This window comes from Paenibacillus cisolokensis, assembly GCF_050481165.1.
Lineage (GTDB): Bacteria > Bacillota > Bacilli > Paenibacillales > Paenibacillaceae > Paenibacillus_AH > Paenibacillus_AH cisolokensis.
Genome location: NZ_JBCNFP010000079.1, coordinates 1 through 18,177, shown reverse-complemented (window position 1 = coordinate 18,177; position 18,177 = coordinate 1). Strand labels below are relative to the sequence as shown.

Below are 18,177 nucleotides of genomic sequence, written 5' to 3'. Positions count from 1 at the left end.
TTTCCGACCGCTCCGTCACAGGTCGAAGCAAAGCCGATTGCACGGGATACCGCAGCCGGCTTTGCTTCGCTTTTCTAATGCCTGTCTGCTATAATAAGTGGAGCTAACAAAACGGACGGGTGAACGGGATGAAAATTTATGAAAAAGCGCCGGCCAAAATCAACTTGCTGCTCGACGTTTTACATAAACGCGACGACGGTTTTCATGAAGTTGAAATGGTAATGACGATGGTCGACCTTGCCGACCGTCTCGAAATGGAAGAGCTTCAACGGGACACGATTATCATATCGAGCCAGGCGGGCTATATTCCACTGGATGAGAAAAATCTTGCCTTCCAGGCCGCCAAGCTGATTAAAGAACGCTACGACGTACGGAAAGGCGTTTACATACACTTGAATAAAAAAATTCCCGTCGCCGCCGGCCTTGCGGGCGGCAGCAGCGATGCGGCCGCAACTCTTCGCGGCTTGAACCGGCTGTGGGGGCTGCATATTCCCGAAGATGAGCTGTGCCGCCTCGGCGCCGAGCTCGGCTCCGACGTGCCGTTCTGCGTGACAGGCGGCACCGCGCTCGCTACGGGACGGGGAGAAAAGCTGCAGCGGATCGCCAATCCCCCGCAGTGCTGGGTCGTGCTTGCCAAGCCGCCGATTAATGTATCGACTGCGGATGTTTACGGCAAGCTTCGGGCATCCGAGCTGGAATATCACCCCTCGGCAGCGGATATGATCTCCGCGATCGAGAACCAGTCTTTCAACGGCGTTTGCGAGGCGCTCAGCAATGTGCTGGAGACGGTTACGCTGAAGCTTTATCCGGAAGTGCGCCAGCTGAAAGAAAGCATGAAGAGACTTGGCGCCGACGGTGTTCTCATGTCAGGAAGCGGCCCGACCGTATTCGGCCTCGTCTCCAAGGAAGCGAAGCTGGCCCGTATTTATAACGGGTTGCGCGGCTTTTGCAAAGAAGTGTATGTGGTAAGAATGCTGACATGAGTTTCACGTTCTCCTTGCCTAAATCCGTATAAAAATGTTATATTGACATTATAATATTCGGATTTGGAATTATTGGATCAGGCAGGGGGAGAATAGCGTTGAAAAAAATGAAACGAAGTGCCCGTTTGGTCGAAATGACGCAATATTTGCTCAGCCGCCCCCACACGTTAATTTCGCTGACAGCATTTGCCGACAGGTATCAGGCGGCCAAATCGTCGATCAGCGAAGATTTGGCGATTATCAAGGAAGTGTTCGAAGACGAGGGACTCGGCGAGCTGCACACGCTGGCAGGCGCCGCAGGCGGTGTCAAGTATATTCCGAAGATGAAGAGATCCGTTTCGCTGGACATTATGACAGAGGTGTGCCGTCAGCTGGAACAGCCGGAGCGCGTGCTCCCGGGAGGCTACTTGTATATGACCGACATGCTCGGCCAGCCGCGGCTGCTTCAGGATGTCGGGCGCATTTTCGCCACCGCGTTTGCCGATCGGGACATCGATGTCGTCATGACGGTGGAGACGAAAGGGATTCCGCTCGCCTTTGCGACGGCCAACTGCCTCAATTTGCCTGTCGTCATCGTGCGCCGGGACAATAAAGTAACGGAAGGGTCGGCCGTCAGCATCAATTACGTTTCCGGATCGACCAAACGGATCCAGACGATGTCGCTTGCCCGCAGAGCGCTGAAGGAAGGCTCACGCGTCCTCATTATTGACGACTTCATGAAAGCGGGAGGCACCGTGCAAGGCATGAGGGATTTGCTGAACGAGTTCAACGCCACGGTGGCGGGCGTCGGCGTGTTCGTCGAATCCGGCGAGATCGGAACCGAAGAGCGGCTGTTCAACGATTATGTCTCGCTTGCCAAGCTGACGGCCGTCGATATGAAGACGAAGCAAATGATCATTGTACCCGGCAATTACTTTGAATCTTGACAACGGCGAAAGAACCGAATGGAGGATGATCAGAATGAACAAGCTTCAACCCGAAACGATTTCCACAAGCAAGGCTCCGGCTGCGATCGGACCTTATTCCCAGGCGATCAAGCTGGGCAATCTGCTGTTTACGTCGGGACAAATTCCGCTGAACGAAGACGGCGTCCTTGTCGAGGGCGGCATCGCAGAACAAACCCATCAAGTGTTCCGCAACCTGCAAGCGGTATTGGAAGCGGCGGGAGCCACGTTCCGGGATGTGGTGAAAGCGACGGTCTTTTTAAAGGATATGAACACGTTTTCAGAAGTGAACGAGATCTATGCTTCTTATTTTGGAGACCATAAGCCGGCCCGATCGGCGGTCGAAGTCGCGCGTCTGCCGAAGGACGTTCTTGTCGAAATTGAACTAATCGCCTCTATCCATGTCGAATGAAATCGAAAAAGTTGCTAGACTAAAAAATTTTTTTAAATGGAGCATTTTATTACCAAAAAATTAGAAGGATTTTGCACGCAAATGTGGAATTATACACCAAGTCTTCGATAAGGCAAAGGTGGTGAACCCAAGTGCAAATTACCGATGTCAGACTCCGCCGCGTTAATTCCGATGGTCGTATGAAAGCTATTGCATCCATTACGATCGATAATGAGTTCGTTGTTCACGATATTCGCGTGATTGACGGGAACAACGGCATGTTCGTGGCGATGCCGAGCAAACGTACGCCGGATGGAGAGTTCCGGGACATTGCCCACCCCATTTCATCTACGACCCGGGAAAAAATTCAATCAGCTGTACTTGCGGAGTATGAGCGCGCCGCGACTGAGGAAGAAGTTATCGAAGAAGGGGCGTAATGTTGTAATACTAGATAAGGGGGCCAATCGGCTCTCTTTTCTTTTGCCTTGATATCGGCTATAGTCATGTAAGAAACAAAGCTTTGAAGCGGAGGGAAATCGCATTGAAAGTAATGGCGATTGTACTGGCGGCCGGACAAGGCAAACGAATGAAATCGAAACTGTACAAAGTGATGCACCCGGTTTGCGGTAAGCCGATGGTCGGCCATGTGCTGCAGACGGTGCGGGAAGCTTCGTGCGAACGCACAGTCGTCGTCGTCGGACACGGGGCGGAAGCGGTGCGCGCATACCTCGGAGACGAAGCCGAATATGCGCTGCAGGAACAGCAGCTTGGCACCGGCCATGCGGTGCTGCAGGCGGAACCGCTGATCGGCCGTGAGACGGGGACGACAATCGTCATATGCGGGGATACCCCGCTCGTCACCTCCGATACGCTCGTCGCGATGCTGAAGCTGCATCAGGAAAGCGGAGCCGCGGCAACCGTACTGACGGCGGCGTTCGACGACCCGACCGGCTACGGCAGGGTCATTCGCGGCGAGGACGGCACGGTAAAGCGTATTGTGGAGCAGAAGGACTGCTCGGCGGAAGAAGCGGCGGTGCGCGAAATTAATACGGGCACTTACTGCTTCGACAATCGCAAACTTTTCGAGGCGCTCAAGCAAGTGAAGAACGACAATGCCCAAGGGGAATATTATTTGACCGATGTGATCGGCATTTTGGCGGCGGCGGGAGAGAAGCTGCAAGGCTACCGCACTTCGGATCTCGCCGAGGCGATCGGCGTCAACGACCGGGCAGCGCTGGCCGAGGCGGAACGGCTGATGCGGGAACGCATCGTGCGCAAGCATCTGCTCGGCGGCGTCACCCTGATCGACCCGTCGGCTACTTATATTGAGGCGGACGTACGGATCGGCGCCGATACGGTCATATATCCCGGCACCGTGCTGCGCGGCTCGACCGTCATCGGCGAAGATTGCGTCATCGGCCCGCAGGCTGACATCACCGACGCCGTTATTCGCGATGGCGTGACGGTCAAGCATTCCGTCGTCGACGCTTCGGAAATCGGAAGCGGCAGCGCGGTCGGCCCTTATGCGTACATTCGGCCGGGGTCGGTCGTCGGGGAGCAATGCAAAATCGGCGATTTCGTAGAATTGAAAAAAGCGACGATCGGCAACGGCAGCAAAATATCCCATCTGAGCTATGTCGGCGACGCGGTTGTCGGCCGTGACGTCAATATCGGCTGCGGCGCGATTACCGTCAATTACGACGGCTACAACAAATCGCTGACCGAAATCGGAGACAACGCGTTTATCGGCAGCAATGTCAATCTGATTGCGCCGGTGAAAATCGGGAACGGCGCATATGTTGTCGCCGGCTCGACCATTACGCACGATGTGCCGGAGAACGATCTGGCGATTGCGCGGGAACGACAAACCAATAAACCGGGTTATGCGGAGAAGATTCGCGCGCGCGCAAAGGCGAAAAAAGAAAATGGTCGAAGCTGACGCTTGCTTCCTTTGAAGACCGGGCTTTCCGCAAGTCCGGTCTTTTCGGCCCCGTCAAACCGTTTAAAGGCCCGGCTTGTTGGGTATAGTGTAGTAGGAAATGCGTGAATGGTAGCGTAAATGCTATCCAAATACGAAGGAGGTTTCCGTATGCCGATATCCATCCAAGCCGAACAGCGCACGGCAGACACGAGAGGCGCGCTCCGCCAGCTGCGGAATAACGGAAAGGTGCCGGCCGTCGTATACGGCAAGCGGATTGCCGCGCCCGCTTCGATCGCCGTCGATGAGAAGGAGCTCATGGCTTTGCTGCGCTCCCATCCCAACGCTGTCATCGAAATGGACGTGCCCGGCGCTGGAAGACAATCGGTCATGGTTACGAACGTTCAGCGGGATGCGTTGACCCGCCGCGTGCTGCATATCGATCTGCATCAGATCGATATGAATGAGCAGGTCAAAACGCAGGTGCGCATCGACTTGATCGGAGACAGCGCGGGCGTACGCGAAGGCGGCATATTGTCGGTCAATCTTCACGAGCTGGAGGTGCAATGTCTGCCCCGCGATATTCCGGAATCGATCGCGGCGGACATATCGTCGCTTGGAATCGGCGATAGCTTGACGGTGGGCGAGCTGAGGCTGCCCGATGGCGTCGTATCGGTAACCGAAGGGGATACCGTTATCGCTACGGTAATGGCCCCGCAGAAAGAAGTGACGGAAGAGGAAGCGGAGCGGGCGTCGGATGCCGAGACGGAAGACAAGGCCCAGCGCGACCAGGCCAATTTGAAAGAGACGAAAGAGGAATAGCGTCTGCAGAAGATAACGAACCGGCTCGGGCGCCAGGCGCCCGGCCGGTTCGATTGTTTTGTTTCGCATTGGCGGCCGGATTAATAACCGGGACGCGAAACGAATGTAAATTGTTTGCGGCTGTAATATACGTTGTTGATGCTGACGTAATCCTGGCTGTAACGATCGATGAAGCCGATGTCGCTATGCTTCCGCCCCCAATAAATCTGCACGGGAACCTGATGTATGATGTGGTCCTGGAAATGACGGTCCTTATAGATCATTTGTCCATTCATATACATCGCTTTTTCCCCTTCTTTATGATAAATTGATGAGAATACAGCAACTATAAGGTTGACAATCGAACAAGCCTAATCGTTGCATCATCGAGCAAAAAAATTCAGGAGTGCATGCCATATGAAATGGATAGCGGGGCTGGGGAACCCCGGAGCGGCTTATCAGGGAACGAGACATAATGTCGGGTTTATGGTTGTGGATGCGCTGGCCGAACGATTCGGCATTCGTGTGACACAGAGCAAGTGCAAGGCTTTGATCGGAGAAGGCAATGTGCGCGGCACGAAAGTCGTGCTGATCAAGCCGATGACCTATATGAACCTGTCAGGCGAGGCGATCCGTTCGTTTCTCGACTACTTTAAGGCCGATCTGGCCGACGGTTTGATCATATACGACGATCTCGATACGGAAATCGGCAAAATCAGACTGCGGTACAAAGGGGGGCCGGGCGGGCACAACGGCATCAAATCCATTATTCAGCATACGGGCACGCAGACGTTCAACCGGATCCGCATGGGCATTTCGCGGCCGTCCCATCCGGGCGTCAACATTGCCGACTACGTCTTGTCGAATTTTTCGAAGGACGAACGTGACAAGCTGGCGGCCATGGTGGAACGGGCGTGCGATGCGGCGGAATACGCGCTTGACGCGCCGTTCGAGGAGACGATGGCAAAGTTCAATCGTTAGAAAATGTGAAAGCCGGGCATACTGAAGAGTATATTTGACTCTTCAGGAGGCATACATATGGCTGTAAACTATATTTGCCGGCACTGCCGAACCGAGATCGGCTCCATTCGCGGGGATCAAGTGAGCGAGTTCAGGCTGGGCTTCCATTTCTTGACCCCCGAAGAACGCAGCGATATAATAGCGTATAACCCGAACGGCGACGTGACGGTGAAAGTCGTCTGCGATTATTGCCGGGAAGCGCTTGACGCCAATCCCGAGCTGCTGCTCATACCGAGCCCGTTGCAGTAAGCTCCGTCGAACGGTTACAAATAGGCCTTGGCGTATGGCTGAGGCTTCTTTGCGTGTTCTTTGCGTATAGAAACGAGGTGCATCATCGATTGAAAGCGTTAGTTGAAGCGTTCGCCAAAGATCAGGATTTCCAGACGGTCGTCTCCGGTATCCGCCAAGGTATGCGCGAGCAGTTGATATCCGGGTTGGCGGGTTCGTCGCGTCAAGTGCTGGCCGCAGCGCTGATGGAAGAGCTTGACCGGCCGATGCTGATTGTGACCCATAATATGTTCGCTGCCCAGAAAGTTGCGGAGGATCTGCAGGAATGCCTGTCCCCCGACCGGGTTTTGCTTTATCCCGCCAACGAACTGGTGGCTGCCGAAGCGGCCATCTCGAGCCCCGAGACGCTTGCGCAGCGCATCGACGTGCTTATCCGGCTATCCCAGGGATTTCGCGGGATTGTTGTCGTGCCTTTCTCGGGCGTCAGGCGTTATCAGCCGATCCCGGAAGCGATGGCGAATGCACAGATCAAGCTTGTCGTCGGGGAAGCGCTTCCACTTGAAACGTTTTTGCGGCGCATGACGGAGCTCGGTTATGAACGGACCGACAGGGTGGAGAAAAAAGGCGAGATGAGCGTGCGCGGCGGAATCGTCGACTTTTATCCGCTCACTTCGGAAGTGGCCTATCGGGTCGAATGGTTCGACGATGAAATCGACTCGATCCGCACGTTCGATCCGGCCGATCAGCGGTCCATCGAGAAGCTGACCGCGTATACCGTCCCGCCGTGCCAGGAGCTGCTCGCGGAAGAAGAGAGGTTCCGCAATGCCGCTCAGCTTGCCTCCGAACTGCTGGAGAAACAGCTGGAGAAAATGTCCGACCGGATGGCCAAGGATCGGCTGCGAATCGAAATCGGAGCGGAGCTGGAGCGGCTGCGGGAGCATGTCTATTTTCCCGAACTGTATAAATATATTGCGCTGCTGTACCCGGAACGGAAAACATTGCTCGATTATATGCCGAGCGATACGCTGCTGCTGCTAGACGAGCCGACGCGGCTTGTCGAGACGGCCCGGCAGCTGGAGCGGGACGAGGCGGAATGGGCGACTCATCTGCTGCAGAACGGCAAGTCGCTGCCGGGCTTCGAGCTGGCGCGGCCTGCGGACGAATTGCTTTATCACCGCCCGTTCCCGACATTGTTCCTGTCGCTCTTCCTTCGGCAAATACCGCACACCCAGCCGCAAAATATTTTGAACTTCATGTGCCGGGCGATGCAAAATTTCCACGGCCAGATGAATGTGCTGAAAGCGGAAATCGAGCGGTGGCGCAAGTCCGGAGCGACCATTATGATGCTGGCCGGCAGCGCCGAGCGCATCGAGCGGATGCGCCGGGTGCTTCACGATTACGATATCGAGCCCCCGCTGCTGCTGGAAGGCCAGCTGCAGTCCGGCTTCGAGCTGCCTTCGTCGCATTTGGTCGTCATCACCGAAGGCGAGATGTTCTCGCAGAAGCAGCGCAAAGCAAGGCGCATCGATAAAAAAATCGATAATGCCGAACGGATCAAAAGCTATACCGAGCTGAAGGTCGGCGATTATGTGGTCCATCAAAACCACGGCATCGGCAAGTATCTCGGCATCGGTACGCTCGTCATCGGCGGCATTCATAAAGATTATTTGCATATCATGTACGCGGGCGGCGACAAGCTGTCCGTTCCGATCGACCAGATCGACATGATTCAGAAGTACGTCGGTTCGGAAGATAAGGAACCGAAAATATACAAGCTCGGCGGAAGCGAATGGACGAGGGTCAAGAACAAGGTCCGTTCCTCTGTCAAGGATATCGCCGAAGATCTCGTCCGGCTGTATGCGGAGCGGCAATCGACGGAAGGGTACGCATTTGCCAAGGATACGCCCTATCAGCAGGAGTTCGAGGCGATGTTCCCTTACGAGGAGACGCGTGACCAGCTAAGGGCGATCGAAGAGATTAAGAGAGATATGGAGAAGCCGGTGCCAATGGACCGGCTGTTGTGCGGCGACGTCGGCTACGGCAAGACCGAAGTCGCCATACGGGCCGCGTTCAAGGCGGCGATCGAAGGCAAGCAGGTCGCCGTGCTCGTGCCGACAACCATTCTTGCCCAGCAGCATTATGAAACGTTTCGCGAGCGGTTCTCGGGGTACCCGTTCGACATTCGGGTGCTCAGCCGGTTCCGTTCCCGGAAAGAACAGAACGAAACGCTGAAAGGGCTGAAAGCCGGTTCAGTGGACATCGTCATCGGCACCCACCGGCTGCTGTCCCAGGATGTCGTATTCAAGGATCTCGGCCTGCTCATTGTCGACGAGGAGCAGCGGTTCGGCGTCTCGCACAAAGAGAAGCTGAAGAAGCTGAAGACGAATGTCGACGTGCTGACGCTGACGGCTACGCCGATTCCGCGAACGCTGCATATGTCGATGCTCGGCGTACGCGACCTGTCGGTCATCGAGACGCCGCCGGAAAACCGCTTCCCTGTGCAGACGTATGTCGTCGAGCACAGTCCGGCGCTGATGCGCGAAGCGATCGAGCGCGAGCTGGCAAGAGGCGGACAGGTTTACTATCTGTACAATCGCGTCCAGGGCATCTATCAGATGGCCGAACAGATTTCCGCTCTCGTACCGGATGCGAGGGTGGCGGTCGGTCATGGCCAAATGTCGGAGCAGGAGCTGGAAAAGACGATTCTCGATTTTCTCGACGGCGAATACGATGTGCTGGTCAGCACCAGCATTATCGAGACGGGCGTCGACATTCCGAACGTCAATACGCTGATCGTTCACGATGCGGATAAAATGGGTTTGTCCCAACTGTATCAATTGAGAGGACGTGTCGGCCGCTCCAACCGGATTGCGTACGCTTATTTCACTTATCAGCGGGACAAGGTGCTGAGCGAAGTGGCCGAGAAGCGGCTCCAGTCGATCAAGGAATTTACCGAGCTTGGCTCCGGCTTCAAAATCGCGATGCGCGACCTGGCCATTCGCGGCGCAGGCAATTTGCTCGGCGCCGAGCAGCACGGCTTTATCGCTTCAGTCGGCTTCGATCTGTATTCGCAAATGCTGGCCGACGAGATCGCCAAGCGCAAAGCGGAGATGAACGGGGAGGATGTCCGGGAGGCGAAGCCGGTTCAGACCGTAATCGACCTCAGTCTGGACGCCTATCTGCCGTCCGACTATATTTACGACAGCATTCAAAAAATCGAGATTTACAAAAAAGTGGCCGCCGTCCGTTCGCTGGAGGAAGTGGACGATCTGCAGGAGGAACTTGTCGACCGTTTCGGCGATTTGCCGGATGCGGTGAGCCACTTGCTGTCTGTAGCCAAGCTGAAGGTGTACGGCGCCGAATACGGGGTAGAGCATATCGGCCAGTCCGGCGACGACTGGACGTTCCGCTTCGCGCAGCGGGAAGCCGAGCGCATCGACACGAAAAAACTGGACTTGCTCTGCTTCCGTTATGAAAACCGGTTCAGACGGATGCAAGCGCCGGACGGACCGCCGGTCCTTCAGCTTCGGGGCAAAGGATTGTCGACGGATGAGCGGCTTGCGCTTGCCGAACGTTTCCTGGCCGAATACAAGGATGTGCTGAAACCGGCGGAGAATCTGCAAAATGTGGCGCCATAGCGGCTGCAAGCGGGCTGCCGCCTTGCTCGGTCTGATCCTCCTTCTGCCTGCGGCCGGCTGCGAGGCGGGGACGGGAGCGGACGCTCCCCGGAACGACAGCAAAACGGTCAGAGCCACGCCGCCGCCGGGTGCGGGCCGCGGCCGCGTCGTTGCCGTATATAAGGGCGGGAACGTGACGGAGAGCGAGTTCCGCCGCTACGCTTCCTTCTTCTCATTGGCCAATCCGGAGTCGGGCGAATATTTGACCGTTCCGGCGTTGAAAGAGCAGCTGTTGCGCGAATATATCGGCTACAAGTGGCTGTACATGCGCATCGGCGGAAAGCCGAACGCCGCTTCGAAAGAGGAAGCGGCCGCGCTGGCGGAGGCGTTCGAGCGCACGATCGCCGGCGATTCGCAGCGCAGGCGGGAGCGGGAGTCGTCCGGTCTGAGCAAGGACGACGTTCTCTGGTATTATGAGATGATCGCAACGGTCATGAACGACTTTGACCGGCAAGTGACGGAGCGGGAAATGCGGGCCGCCTTCGCCAAGCGCCCGAACGACTTCAACCGGATTACGCTTCGCCACATTCTGATCGGATATTGGGACCCGGCGTCGGGCCGCAACAAGCGGACGAAAGATCAAGCGCTGGACATCGCCATGAGCGTGCGCCGCAGACTGATGGAAGGCGGCGATTGGGACGAGCTGGCGCGCCGGTATTCGGATGACGAGGCGACCCGCAACGCCGGCGGCTTATACATCGGCGTCGAAGCGGGGACCTGGATCGAGCCGTTCAAGAAGGCTGCCAATTCGCAGCCGATCGGTGCGATCGGCGAGCCGGTCGATACCGGCTACGGCTTTCATATTATCCAGGTAAAGGAACGGAAGCGGGCGGTATACGACCGTTTGCCCGAGGCAAGCCGGCAGACGCTGCGCAGAAGCGTATCGAACGAGCGGCTCGCCTCCTTCATGGCGTCTCGGCTCCCGGAGATTATCGAACGCATCGATCTGTTCGAAACGGCCGAATCGATGCAAAATTGGCGCAGCGGACGGGTAATCTGGTACAATACAAGCATCCAACCAATCGAAGGGAGTTTTTAGTTGTTATGTTGTCCCCAAAGGTCAAACCGAAGTGGCGCAGAATGGCGCTTGTTTTGTCCGCCGTTCTCGTCCTTCTTGCGGCGGCCGCTTGCGGTCAGAAAAATAAGGAAGGCGGCGCTTCCGGTGCAGGCGAAGTCATCGCGACATACAAGGACGGACAAGTAACGGCCGAGGAGTTCGACAAATATCTCAGCGTCTTCACCGTGCTGTATCCCGGGTACGAGCAAATCGTGAACATTCCCGAGTTCCGGGAGGAACTGGTCAAACAATATATTGCCTACAAAATTTTGAATACGCGCGCTTCGGATGAAGTGAAGAAGCAGGCGGCGTCCCAGGTGGACGAGCAGTACGCGTTTTTCGAGCAGCAGGTGGAGAGCTCGCCGGAGCAGAAGAAGGCGCTTGACGAGGCCGATGTAAGCGGCGAGGACGTCAAGACGTTCATGACGCTGATGATGAACGCGGTGGAAGAAATGAACAGCAAAGTGACCGAGGACGATATGAAGGCGGAGTTCGAGAAGAGAAAATCCGACTTCGAGCTTGTTACGGTCCGCCACATTCTCGTTCAAACCGTTAATCCGCAAACGCAGGAAGAAGTGCGCTCGAAGGAAGAGGCGCTCAAGCGGGCGCAGGAAGCGAAGAAGAAGCTGGAGGAAGGCGGAGACTGGGACGCGATCGCCAAGGAATATTCCGACGATCCGGGGTCCAAGGACAAGGGCGGACTCTATGAGAAGCAACCGGCCGGCGGTTGGGTCGAAGGCTTCAAGAAAGCGTCGCTCGAGCAGGAACTGAACGTCATCGGCGAGCCGGTCGAGACGGAGTTCGGGTACCATGTGATCAAGGTCGAAGCGCGCGAAAGCCGGAATTATGACCAGCTGAACGAAGAAGAGAAAACGAGAATCAAAGGCGAGCTGGCTTATAATTTGATGAACGAATTTATGACGAAAGAGCTGCCCGGTCTGATCGAGAAAATCGAGCCGATGAAGGAAGAAAAGTCGGGCGATAACGGACAGAAGAGCGATGCGGGTAGCCAGTCTCAGGATAAGGGCGAGGCGGAACAAGGCGCGGACGGGGATAAGGCCGACGGCAACGGCGCTCAGGAAGGCGGCGCAAGCAGCGGCGCTGCGCAAAACAAGAACGAAGCTTCGCAAAATAAGTAAGAGACGTCTGCGCGGCAATCGCGCGATAAAAGGCTGTCCCCGCAAGCATGGGACAGCCTTGTTTTCGCGGGACTGTCGTGTTCGATGTCGAACGACGGCCTGCCGGAAACAGCTCGCGGCACAAGAAGGCCGCGCCGCTACATGGTCACTCCCGCTGTAGACTGCCGGGAACAGTTGAGGCGCACGTATTCCTCCATTTGATCCGCCGTAAGCGGCTTGCTGAAGTAGTAGCCTTGCAAATAATCGCAGCCCCATTCGCGAAGCCGCTGCAGCTGGTCGCTCCTTTCGATGCCTTCGGCTACAACCTTGAAGCCGGAACGTTGCGCCAGCTGGATAATCGACTCGAGAATGGAATGCGAGCGGCGCTTGCCCATGTCGCGAACGAATGATTTGTCGATTTTGAGCGTATGGATCGGAAGCCGGATCAAGTAGCTTAAGGAAGAATAACCGGTGCCGAAATCGTCCATCGCCAGCTTGACCCCGAACGATTGCATGCGTTTCAGCCATTCGAGGGATGTGTCGATGGTGTCGATTACGGTATTTTCCGTCATTTCAAGCTCCATCCGCTCCGCCGGAATGCCGGATTCGCGAATGATGTGGATCATTCGGTCGGCGAAGCTGACTTGCTTGAGCTGCACGGGAGAGACGTTCACCGACATGACGGGCTGCAAGCCGAACCGGCGATACAATTCCCCGTTCATCCGGCAAGCTTCGCGCAAAACAAATTCGCCGATCGGTACGATGGCGCCCGTCTCCTCGGCGATCGGAATAAAATCCGCCGGCGAAACTTGACCGAGCTCCGGGCAATTCCAGCGCAGCAGAGCTTCAAAGCCTCTCAGCTGTCCCGTGCGCGCGACGATTTGCGGTTGGTATACGACCTCGAATTCTCCCCGGTACAGTCCGCTTAGCAGCAGCTCTTCCAGGCGGGTGCGTTTCAGCAGCTGCTCTTTCATGCCGGAATGATAAAACTGAACGTTGTTTTTTCCGAGATCCTTCGCTTTGTACATCGCCGCGTCGGCATGCTTCAGCAATTCTTCCGCCGTCAGGCCGTCCTTCGGAAACATAGCCGCCCCTATGCTAAGCTTCATGTAGACGGTATGCTCGAAAACCGGCATCCCGTTTTCGAAAGACTGCTGCAGACGATTTAATGTTTTCGGCAGCAAATGTTGCCGGTTCGGATAAGGAAGTACGATGACGAACTCGTCGCCGCCGAACCGGCAGACCGTCCCGCTTGACGGCACGCATTCCCTTATTCGGTTTGCGGCTTGCCGCAGCAGCTCGTCGCCAAAAGAGTGGCCTTTGGAATCGTTGATGCGCTTGAAATTGTCCAGATCGATAAACAATACCGCAATCTCGCTGTTTTCGAACGCCGCCGTTTGCAGTTCCCGGTCCAAAATTTCGTTCAGATGCGCCCGGTTCGGCAGAAGGGTCAACGTGTCGTAATAGACAAGGGAACGCAGCGATTCGGTAATGCAGTCGATGGTGTCGTACGGTTTAGCAATTTCGCCATCCGCGGGCGGATTCATGCGGTCTTGCCAATTGTCTCTTTTCATTCTTCGCATCGCGTCGATCAAGAAACGGATCAATCTGATGTAACGTTTCGCCAGCAGCAAAACCGCCAGCAGAACAAGCGCGAGCAGGACCGCGACGACGATCGGCATTTTCGGCGCGGGATCCCCGGCTGCTGCCGCGGTTTTGAGATTCATTACATTGATTAAGGTCAAACCGCTTTCGGCATTGGTCATTTGGGCGATAACGGCTTCGTCGGTCCCGCTGCTGCCGCCGGCCGCGAACCCGGCGAAGGTTGGCCCGGAAGGAGCGCCGGGCCGGAGCGGAGCCGGCTTGCCGTCGATTCCGACGATATACAGCTCGCCGGACGTTACCGTTTCATGACGAGCGAATGCCGCATATAGCTCGTCCAGCGGCACGCTCATCTCGACAACGCCCAGCCGGTCCGGCGTCGCCGCGGCCACGCTCAGGACGAAACGTCCGTCTGCGGAACGGTAGGGCGCCGTGACAACCGGTTCGCCGTTAGCGGACATCGCCTGAATATATGAGGCGCTGCTGCGAGGGTCTTCGGATATTCCGCCGTTCGGCCATATATTGGACTGGAGAAGCTTTCCATCGGATGTGGCGACGGTTACATGGCCGAACAGCTCGTTTGTCCGTCGGACCGCTTTCAGATATTGCTGCAGATAGCGGCCGCCGTCCGGCCCATCAAGTAGGTTGGTCTGGAGGTTCCGGGCAAGAAGACGGGCATCGTCCTTGGCGCTTACGATCGTCCGCGTCAGCCATTCGTCAAGCTTGACCAGATCCGAATGGACTTCGCCGGCCCAATTCCGTTCCGCCTGATGTAAAGTTGTCCGGTATACGAACAGCCCGATCAGTGCGAGGCATAAGATCAGGCAGGCGGCAAAAGCCGGCCGTTTCATTTTTTGACGGAAGCCGGACAAACGAAGGGGCACTTTTATTCACGCTCCATTCCCGATGGATCGCTTTCCGCAATCCGGTAGTACCAAAATCCCGTTTCTCCTAGCACATATTACCATAACAATCCAACGATTCCAAGACAATTTCCGACATTATACGACTATATTCGGGTATATGGTCACTTGTTTTCGCTGAAATCATGACTTTAGACTTCATTCTCGCGACTTATATCGACAGAATCTTCATTCGGCAGCCGGATTTCGGGCAATCCGGGTTCTGGCCGCGTGCATAAGAAATTGGGAGCGGATGAATACTATGGTCAGATTCCGACTTTCAAGGAACTCCTCTTCGCGATAAACAGGCAGCAAAGGTCCAGTATGGTTAAACTCTTCAGGGAAAGTGGGGCAACAAGACATGAAAGCAACTGGAATTGTGCGTCGGATCGATGATTTGGGCCGGGTGGTGATTCCCAAGGAAATTCGCCGCACGCTGCGCATCCGTGAGGGCGATCCGCTGGAAATTTTCGTAGATCGGGACGGCGAAGTCATCCTCAAAAAGTATTCCCCGATCGGCGAGCTTGGCGATTTTGCCAAGGAATACGCCGAATCGATATACGAAGGAACCAACCACATTACGATGATATCGGATCGCGATACCATTATCGCCGTAGCGGGCGCCTCCAAAAAGGAGTTTATCGACAAACAGATCGGCACTCTGCTGGAAACATGCATGGAAAACCGGAAGACGATTACGGAGACGGGAGGCGGGTCGTATGAAATTATTAAAGACGTCTCCGACACGTTCACGTCCTTCGTAGCCGCTCCGATTGTAGCTGGCGGCGATCCGATCGGCACGGTCGTTCTGCTCAGCAAGGAGCCCGGCGTCAAAATGGGCCAGCTGGAAACGAAAGTGGCGGAAACGGCGGCGGGCTTTCTGGCCAAACAAATGGAGCAGTAAACGCTCCGGCCGCATCCGCCATGAGGACAGTCAGTAGAAAGAAAGCTTCCCCGGCTTACTTGCACGCTTTTGCCGACGGAAGCTTTTTTTAGCGCGTGGCGGACGGGCCGCGCCTAAATGTCTTTGAGGAGCAGCGCTTCGATCGGCGGATTTCCATCGCCCAAGCCGACCGCCAGGATGGTGTAAACGGAATCTTCCTGCAGCGAGACGCCGTTGATCTCCAGCATCGTCCGAGTCTCGCCGGACGTTACGATCTGCAGATCGACCTTTCCCGGCTTCAGGTTCGTATAGGCGGTGGCTGCGCCGAAACCTTCGGTCTTGAAGAGCAGCGGCCCGTTTTTGCTGCTGATATCGATTCCCGGCGTATTCGGGGCAAGATGGATGAAGCGAAGGCTGCTTTTACCGGAAACCGGTGCAAGGTTGTCTTCGTAAACGAACAGCTTCAGTTGTCCGGCATTGCCTCCGGCGGCAACCGTATAGGCGTTGCCTTCCTGCACGGTTAGCGCCTGGAACAGTCTCGCCGTTCCGTTGTCGGCCGGCCTGATTTCCAGCTGGTATGTGCCCGGCTGGACATTCAGATAAGGCGTTACATCCTTGAACGAGACCGAGGTGGCGACCGCCGAGCCGTTGACATAGATGTCGACTGCCGACGTATCCGGCGAAGCGTGAAGCAGTCTGACCCGGGCCGGAGCCTGCTCCGCACGAGTCATGCCGGGAGCGTACTGCGGCGGAAGCCCGAACGGTGGCCCTTTGCCATATACGGGGGCGCCGTATTGGCCGTAGCCCGGAATATAGCCCGCCCCGTATTTGCCGAATCCGGGGTACGGGGGCGGCCCGAGAGATGGGGAGCCCGGTCCGGGCCCTGCCGCCGAATAGACGCCGGGGTAACTCTCTTGACCGCGGGTCTGATTGGCGGCGGAATCGAACGGGTCGCCGTACCGTTCGATCCATTCGGCCAGCTTGCGGAGCGTTTTGAAATGTTTCCGGTAATAAAATTCATGCAGCTCGGGATTGGAATACTTATAATACTCGGCAAGCATGCCGTATAATCCGGCTTTTTTCGACTCCAGCATAATCGTTTCATAAGCATTCATATGCCGGTGCTTCCCTCCTTTTGGAATCGTTTGCGGTCAATAACGCAGTCTATGATGTATACGCGGGGACTGACTTGCCTTATGACATTCGTCTGCCTGCCGCATCGCTCCATTCGTCCAAGCGCTCGCGGCCCGAGTGGGGTATAATGGATAGCAGTTGCAGTGGATGGGCAGGTGCAAGCATATCGCGATGAGGAAAGAAGCTCGCCGTACAGGGAATACGAAAGGAGATTCCTGGCTCAACGGGGCGCTCGTCATGGGAGTTGCCGCTCTGGTTTCCAAAGGGCTCGGCACGTTGCAAAAAATTCCGCTCCAGAACATGGCGGGCGACCGCGTCTTTGGCATTTATCATGCGGTTTATCCGTTTTACCAGCTGCTGCTCGTCGTGGCGACGGCAGGCGTGCCTGTAGCCGTTTCGCTGCTTGTCGCCGAACGGGCGGCCCGCGGCGATGCGGAAGGAGCGAATCGGCTTTACCGGGCCGGCCTGCTTCTGATGGGGGCGGCAGGGGCCGCGGCATGCGCCGTCGTCTGGAACGGAGCGGACAAGCTGGCCGTCTTAACCGGCGATTCCGGCGCGGCATGGGCGTTCCGCATCGTTTCGCTGTCGCTCCTTGTCGTGCCGGCGCTGTCCGTCGTACGCGGGGTGGCGCAGGGGCTCGGCCGCTTGCGGCTGTCCGCCGCCTCCCAAGTGGCGGAGCAGACGGTGCGGGTATCCGTCATGCTGCTGCTGCTCGCGGCCGGACTGAACCTGGGCTGGAGCGACGAGCGGCTTGCCGCCGGCGCGATGGCCGGCACTTTCGGCGGCGGTGCTTGCGCGCTGGCGCTGCTTGCCGTCTGGGCGGGCCGGCAGCTGCGCCAGCGAGCGGGAGGCGGGAACGCCGCCGGCCTGACGGCATCGAGCCGCACGGCGGCCGCAGCGCGCCGCCGCGAGCTGCTGGCAGAGATGCGGAATATCGCCGCCGTTGCGATTCCGGCTGCGCTCGGGGCTATCGCCGTCCCGGTCGCCGCGGCCGTCGACGCGTTTACCGTCCCTCGGCTGCTGGCCGCCGAAGGGTTCGATTCCGCTGAGGCGATGTCGCAATTCGGCGTATACAGCCGCGGCGGAACGGTCGTTCAGCTCGTGGTGATGGTCGCCGGTTCCGCCAGCGCGGCGCTCGCCCCCGCGCTGGCGGCGGCGCGGGCGCGGGGGGACGGGCGCGAAGCCGGACATTTGGCGTCGCTGGCGATGCGGGCGGCCTGGTGGCTCGGCGGAGCCGCCGCCCTCGGCATCGCGATGCTCGCCGGGCCGATCAACCGGATGCTGTTTGCCGACGGCAACGGAACCACCCTGTTCGCGCTCGTTGGCTGCACGGCGCTGGCCGGCGCGCTGAACGCGGTCTGCGCGGCGCTGTTGCAAAGCCTCGGCGCCGCCCGTGTCGCCGCGTGGCTGATGGTATTGGCCGCGCTGCTCAAGGGCGCGCTGAACGCCGCGCTCATCCCGCGGCTCGGCATCGCCGGCGCGGCCTGGGCCGGCATCGCCGCGCTGACGGCGGCCGCGC

16 protein-coding genes are annotated in these 18,177 nt (G+C 57.2%); 13 read left to right on the top strand and 3 right to left on the bottom strand.

Annotated features, from left to right (window positions below; translation table 11 throughout):
* Positions 1–128: 128 nt before the first annotated feature.
* The 6 genes from ispE to ABEV74_RS13980 all read left to right on the top strand — a co-directional run bounded on the left by ispE (position 129) and on the right by ABEV74_RS13980 (position 5,058).
* Entirely contained in the window at positions 129–983 is an 855-nt protein-coding gene (gene ispE / locus ABEV74_RS14005) for a 4-(cytidine 5'-diphospho)-2-C-methyl-D-erythritol kinase (RefSeq protein WP_430146785.1), read from the top strand.
* A 98-nt stretch (positions 984–1,081) separates the two neighbouring features.
* Positions 1,082–1,909: a pur operon repressor gene (purR, locus tag ABEV74_RS14000; RefSeq protein WP_430146783.1), complete on the top strand. Its 828-nt coding sequence runs from the start codon at positions 1,082–1,084 to the stop codon at positions 1,907–1,909.
* Positions 1,910–1,943: 34 nt separating this feature from the next.
* A complete protein-coding gene (locus tag ABEV74_RS13995) occupies positions 1,944–2,339 on the top strand; it encodes a RidA family protein (protein ID WP_062489662.1) in 396 nt (131 codons plus the stop codon).
* Between the two features lie 131 nt (positions 2,340–2,470).
* Positions 2,471–2,755: a septation regulator SpoVG gene (gene spoVG, locus ABEV74_RS13990; RefSeq protein WP_062489659.1), complete on the top strand. Its 285-nt coding sequence runs from the start codon at positions 2,471–2,473 to the stop codon at positions 2,753–2,755.
* 104 nt (positions 2,756–2,859) lie between these two features.
* On the top strand, positions 2,860–4,257 hold the full coding sequence (gene glmU / locus ABEV74_RS13985) for a bifunctional UDP-N-acetylglucosamine diphosphorylase/glucosamine-1-phosphate N-acetyltransferase GlmU (protein WP_062489657.1): 1,398 nt from the start codon (positions 2,860–2,862) through the stop codon (positions 4,255–4,257).
* Between the two features lie 150 nt (positions 4,258–4,407).
* Positions 4,408–5,058 (top strand): 50S ribosomal protein L25/general stress protein Ctc, encoded by a 651-nt coding sequence (locus ABEV74_RS13980; protein WP_430146781.1) that lies wholly within the window; start codon positions 4,408–4,410, stop codon positions 5,056–5,058.
* A gap of 80 nt (positions 5,059–5,138) precedes the next feature.
* Here ABEV74_RS13980 and ABEV74_RS13975 read toward each other — a convergent pair whose 3' ends face one another.
* Positions 5,139–5,339, bottom strand: coding sequence for a hypothetical protein (locus ABEV74_RS13975; RefSeq protein WP_062489653.1), 201 nt, complete (start codon positions 5,337–5,339; stop codon positions 5,139–5,141).
* Positions 5,340–5,454: 115 nt separating this feature from the next.
* Between ABEV74_RS13975 and pth the strand changes: the two genes are divergently transcribed.
* From pth to ABEV74_RS13950, 5 genes are all read left to right on the top strand, one after another.
* Positions 5,455–6,018, top strand: coding sequence for an aminoacyl-tRNA hydrolase (pth, locus tag ABEV74_RS13970; RefSeq protein ID WP_062489651.1), 564 nt, complete (start codon positions 5,455–5,457; stop codon positions 6,016–6,018).
* Positions 6,019–6,075: 57 nt separating this feature from the next.
* The gene (gene fin, locus ABEV74_RS13965; protein WP_213529649.1) at positions 6,076–6,306 is read left to right on the top strand and encodes an anti-sigma-F factor Fin; all 231 of its coding nucleotides are present in this window, start codon (positions 6,076–6,078) and stop codon (positions 6,304–6,306) included.
* An 89-nt stretch (positions 6,307–6,395) separates the two neighbouring features.
* Positions 6,396–9,923 (top strand): transcription-repair coupling factor, encoded by a 3,528-nt coding sequence (mfd, locus tag ABEV74_RS13960; protein WP_430146780.1) that lies wholly within the window; start codon positions 6,396–6,398, stop codon positions 9,921–9,923.
* The gene (locus ABEV74_RS13955) at positions 9,910–11,001 is read left to right on the top strand and encodes a peptidylprolyl isomerase (protein WP_430146778.1); all 1,092 of its coding nucleotides are present in this window, start codon (positions 9,910–9,912) and stop codon (positions 10,999–11,001) included. Before mfd ends, ABEV74_RS13955 begins: the two co-directional genes overlap by 14 nt.
* 5 nt (positions 11,002–11,006) lie before the next feature.
* A complete protein-coding gene (locus tag ABEV74_RS13950; protein ID WP_082654997.1) occupies positions 11,007–12,158 on the top strand; it encodes a peptidylprolyl isomerase in 1,152 nt (383 codons plus the stop codon).
* A gap of 137 nt (positions 12,159–12,295) precedes the next feature.
* Here the strand turns inward: ABEV74_RS13950 and ABEV74_RS13945 are convergent, their stop codons facing one another.
* Entirely contained in the window at positions 12,296–14,623 is a 2,328-nt protein-coding gene (locus ABEV74_RS13945; RefSeq protein ID WP_430146776.1) for a bifunctional diguanylate cyclase/phosphodiesterase, read from the bottom strand.
* Positions 14,624–15,002: 379 nt separating this feature from the next.
* Between ABEV74_RS13945 and spoVT the strand changes: the two genes are divergently transcribed.
* Positions 15,003–15,545, top strand: a complete 543-nt coding sequence (gene spoVT, locus ABEV74_RS13940; RefSeq protein WP_430146775.1) for a stage V sporulation protein T — start codon at positions 15,003–15,005, stop codon at positions 15,543–15,545.
* 113 nt (positions 15,546–15,658) lie between these two features.
* Here spoVT and ABEV74_RS13935 read toward each other — a convergent pair whose 3' ends face one another.
* Positions 15,659–16,639, bottom strand: a complete 981-nt coding sequence (locus tag ABEV74_RS13935) for a DUF4397 domain-containing protein (RefSeq protein WP_062489637.1) — start codon at positions 16,637–16,639, stop codon at positions 15,659–15,661.
* Positions 16,640–16,829: 190 nt separating this feature from the next.
* On the opposite strand from ABEV74_RS13935, the gene ABEV74_RS13930 reads away from it, so the two are divergent.
* The coding region (locus ABEV74_RS13930) for an oligosaccharide flippase family protein (protein WP_430146773.1) at positions 16,830–18,177 on the top strand (1,348 nt) is incomplete at its 3' end.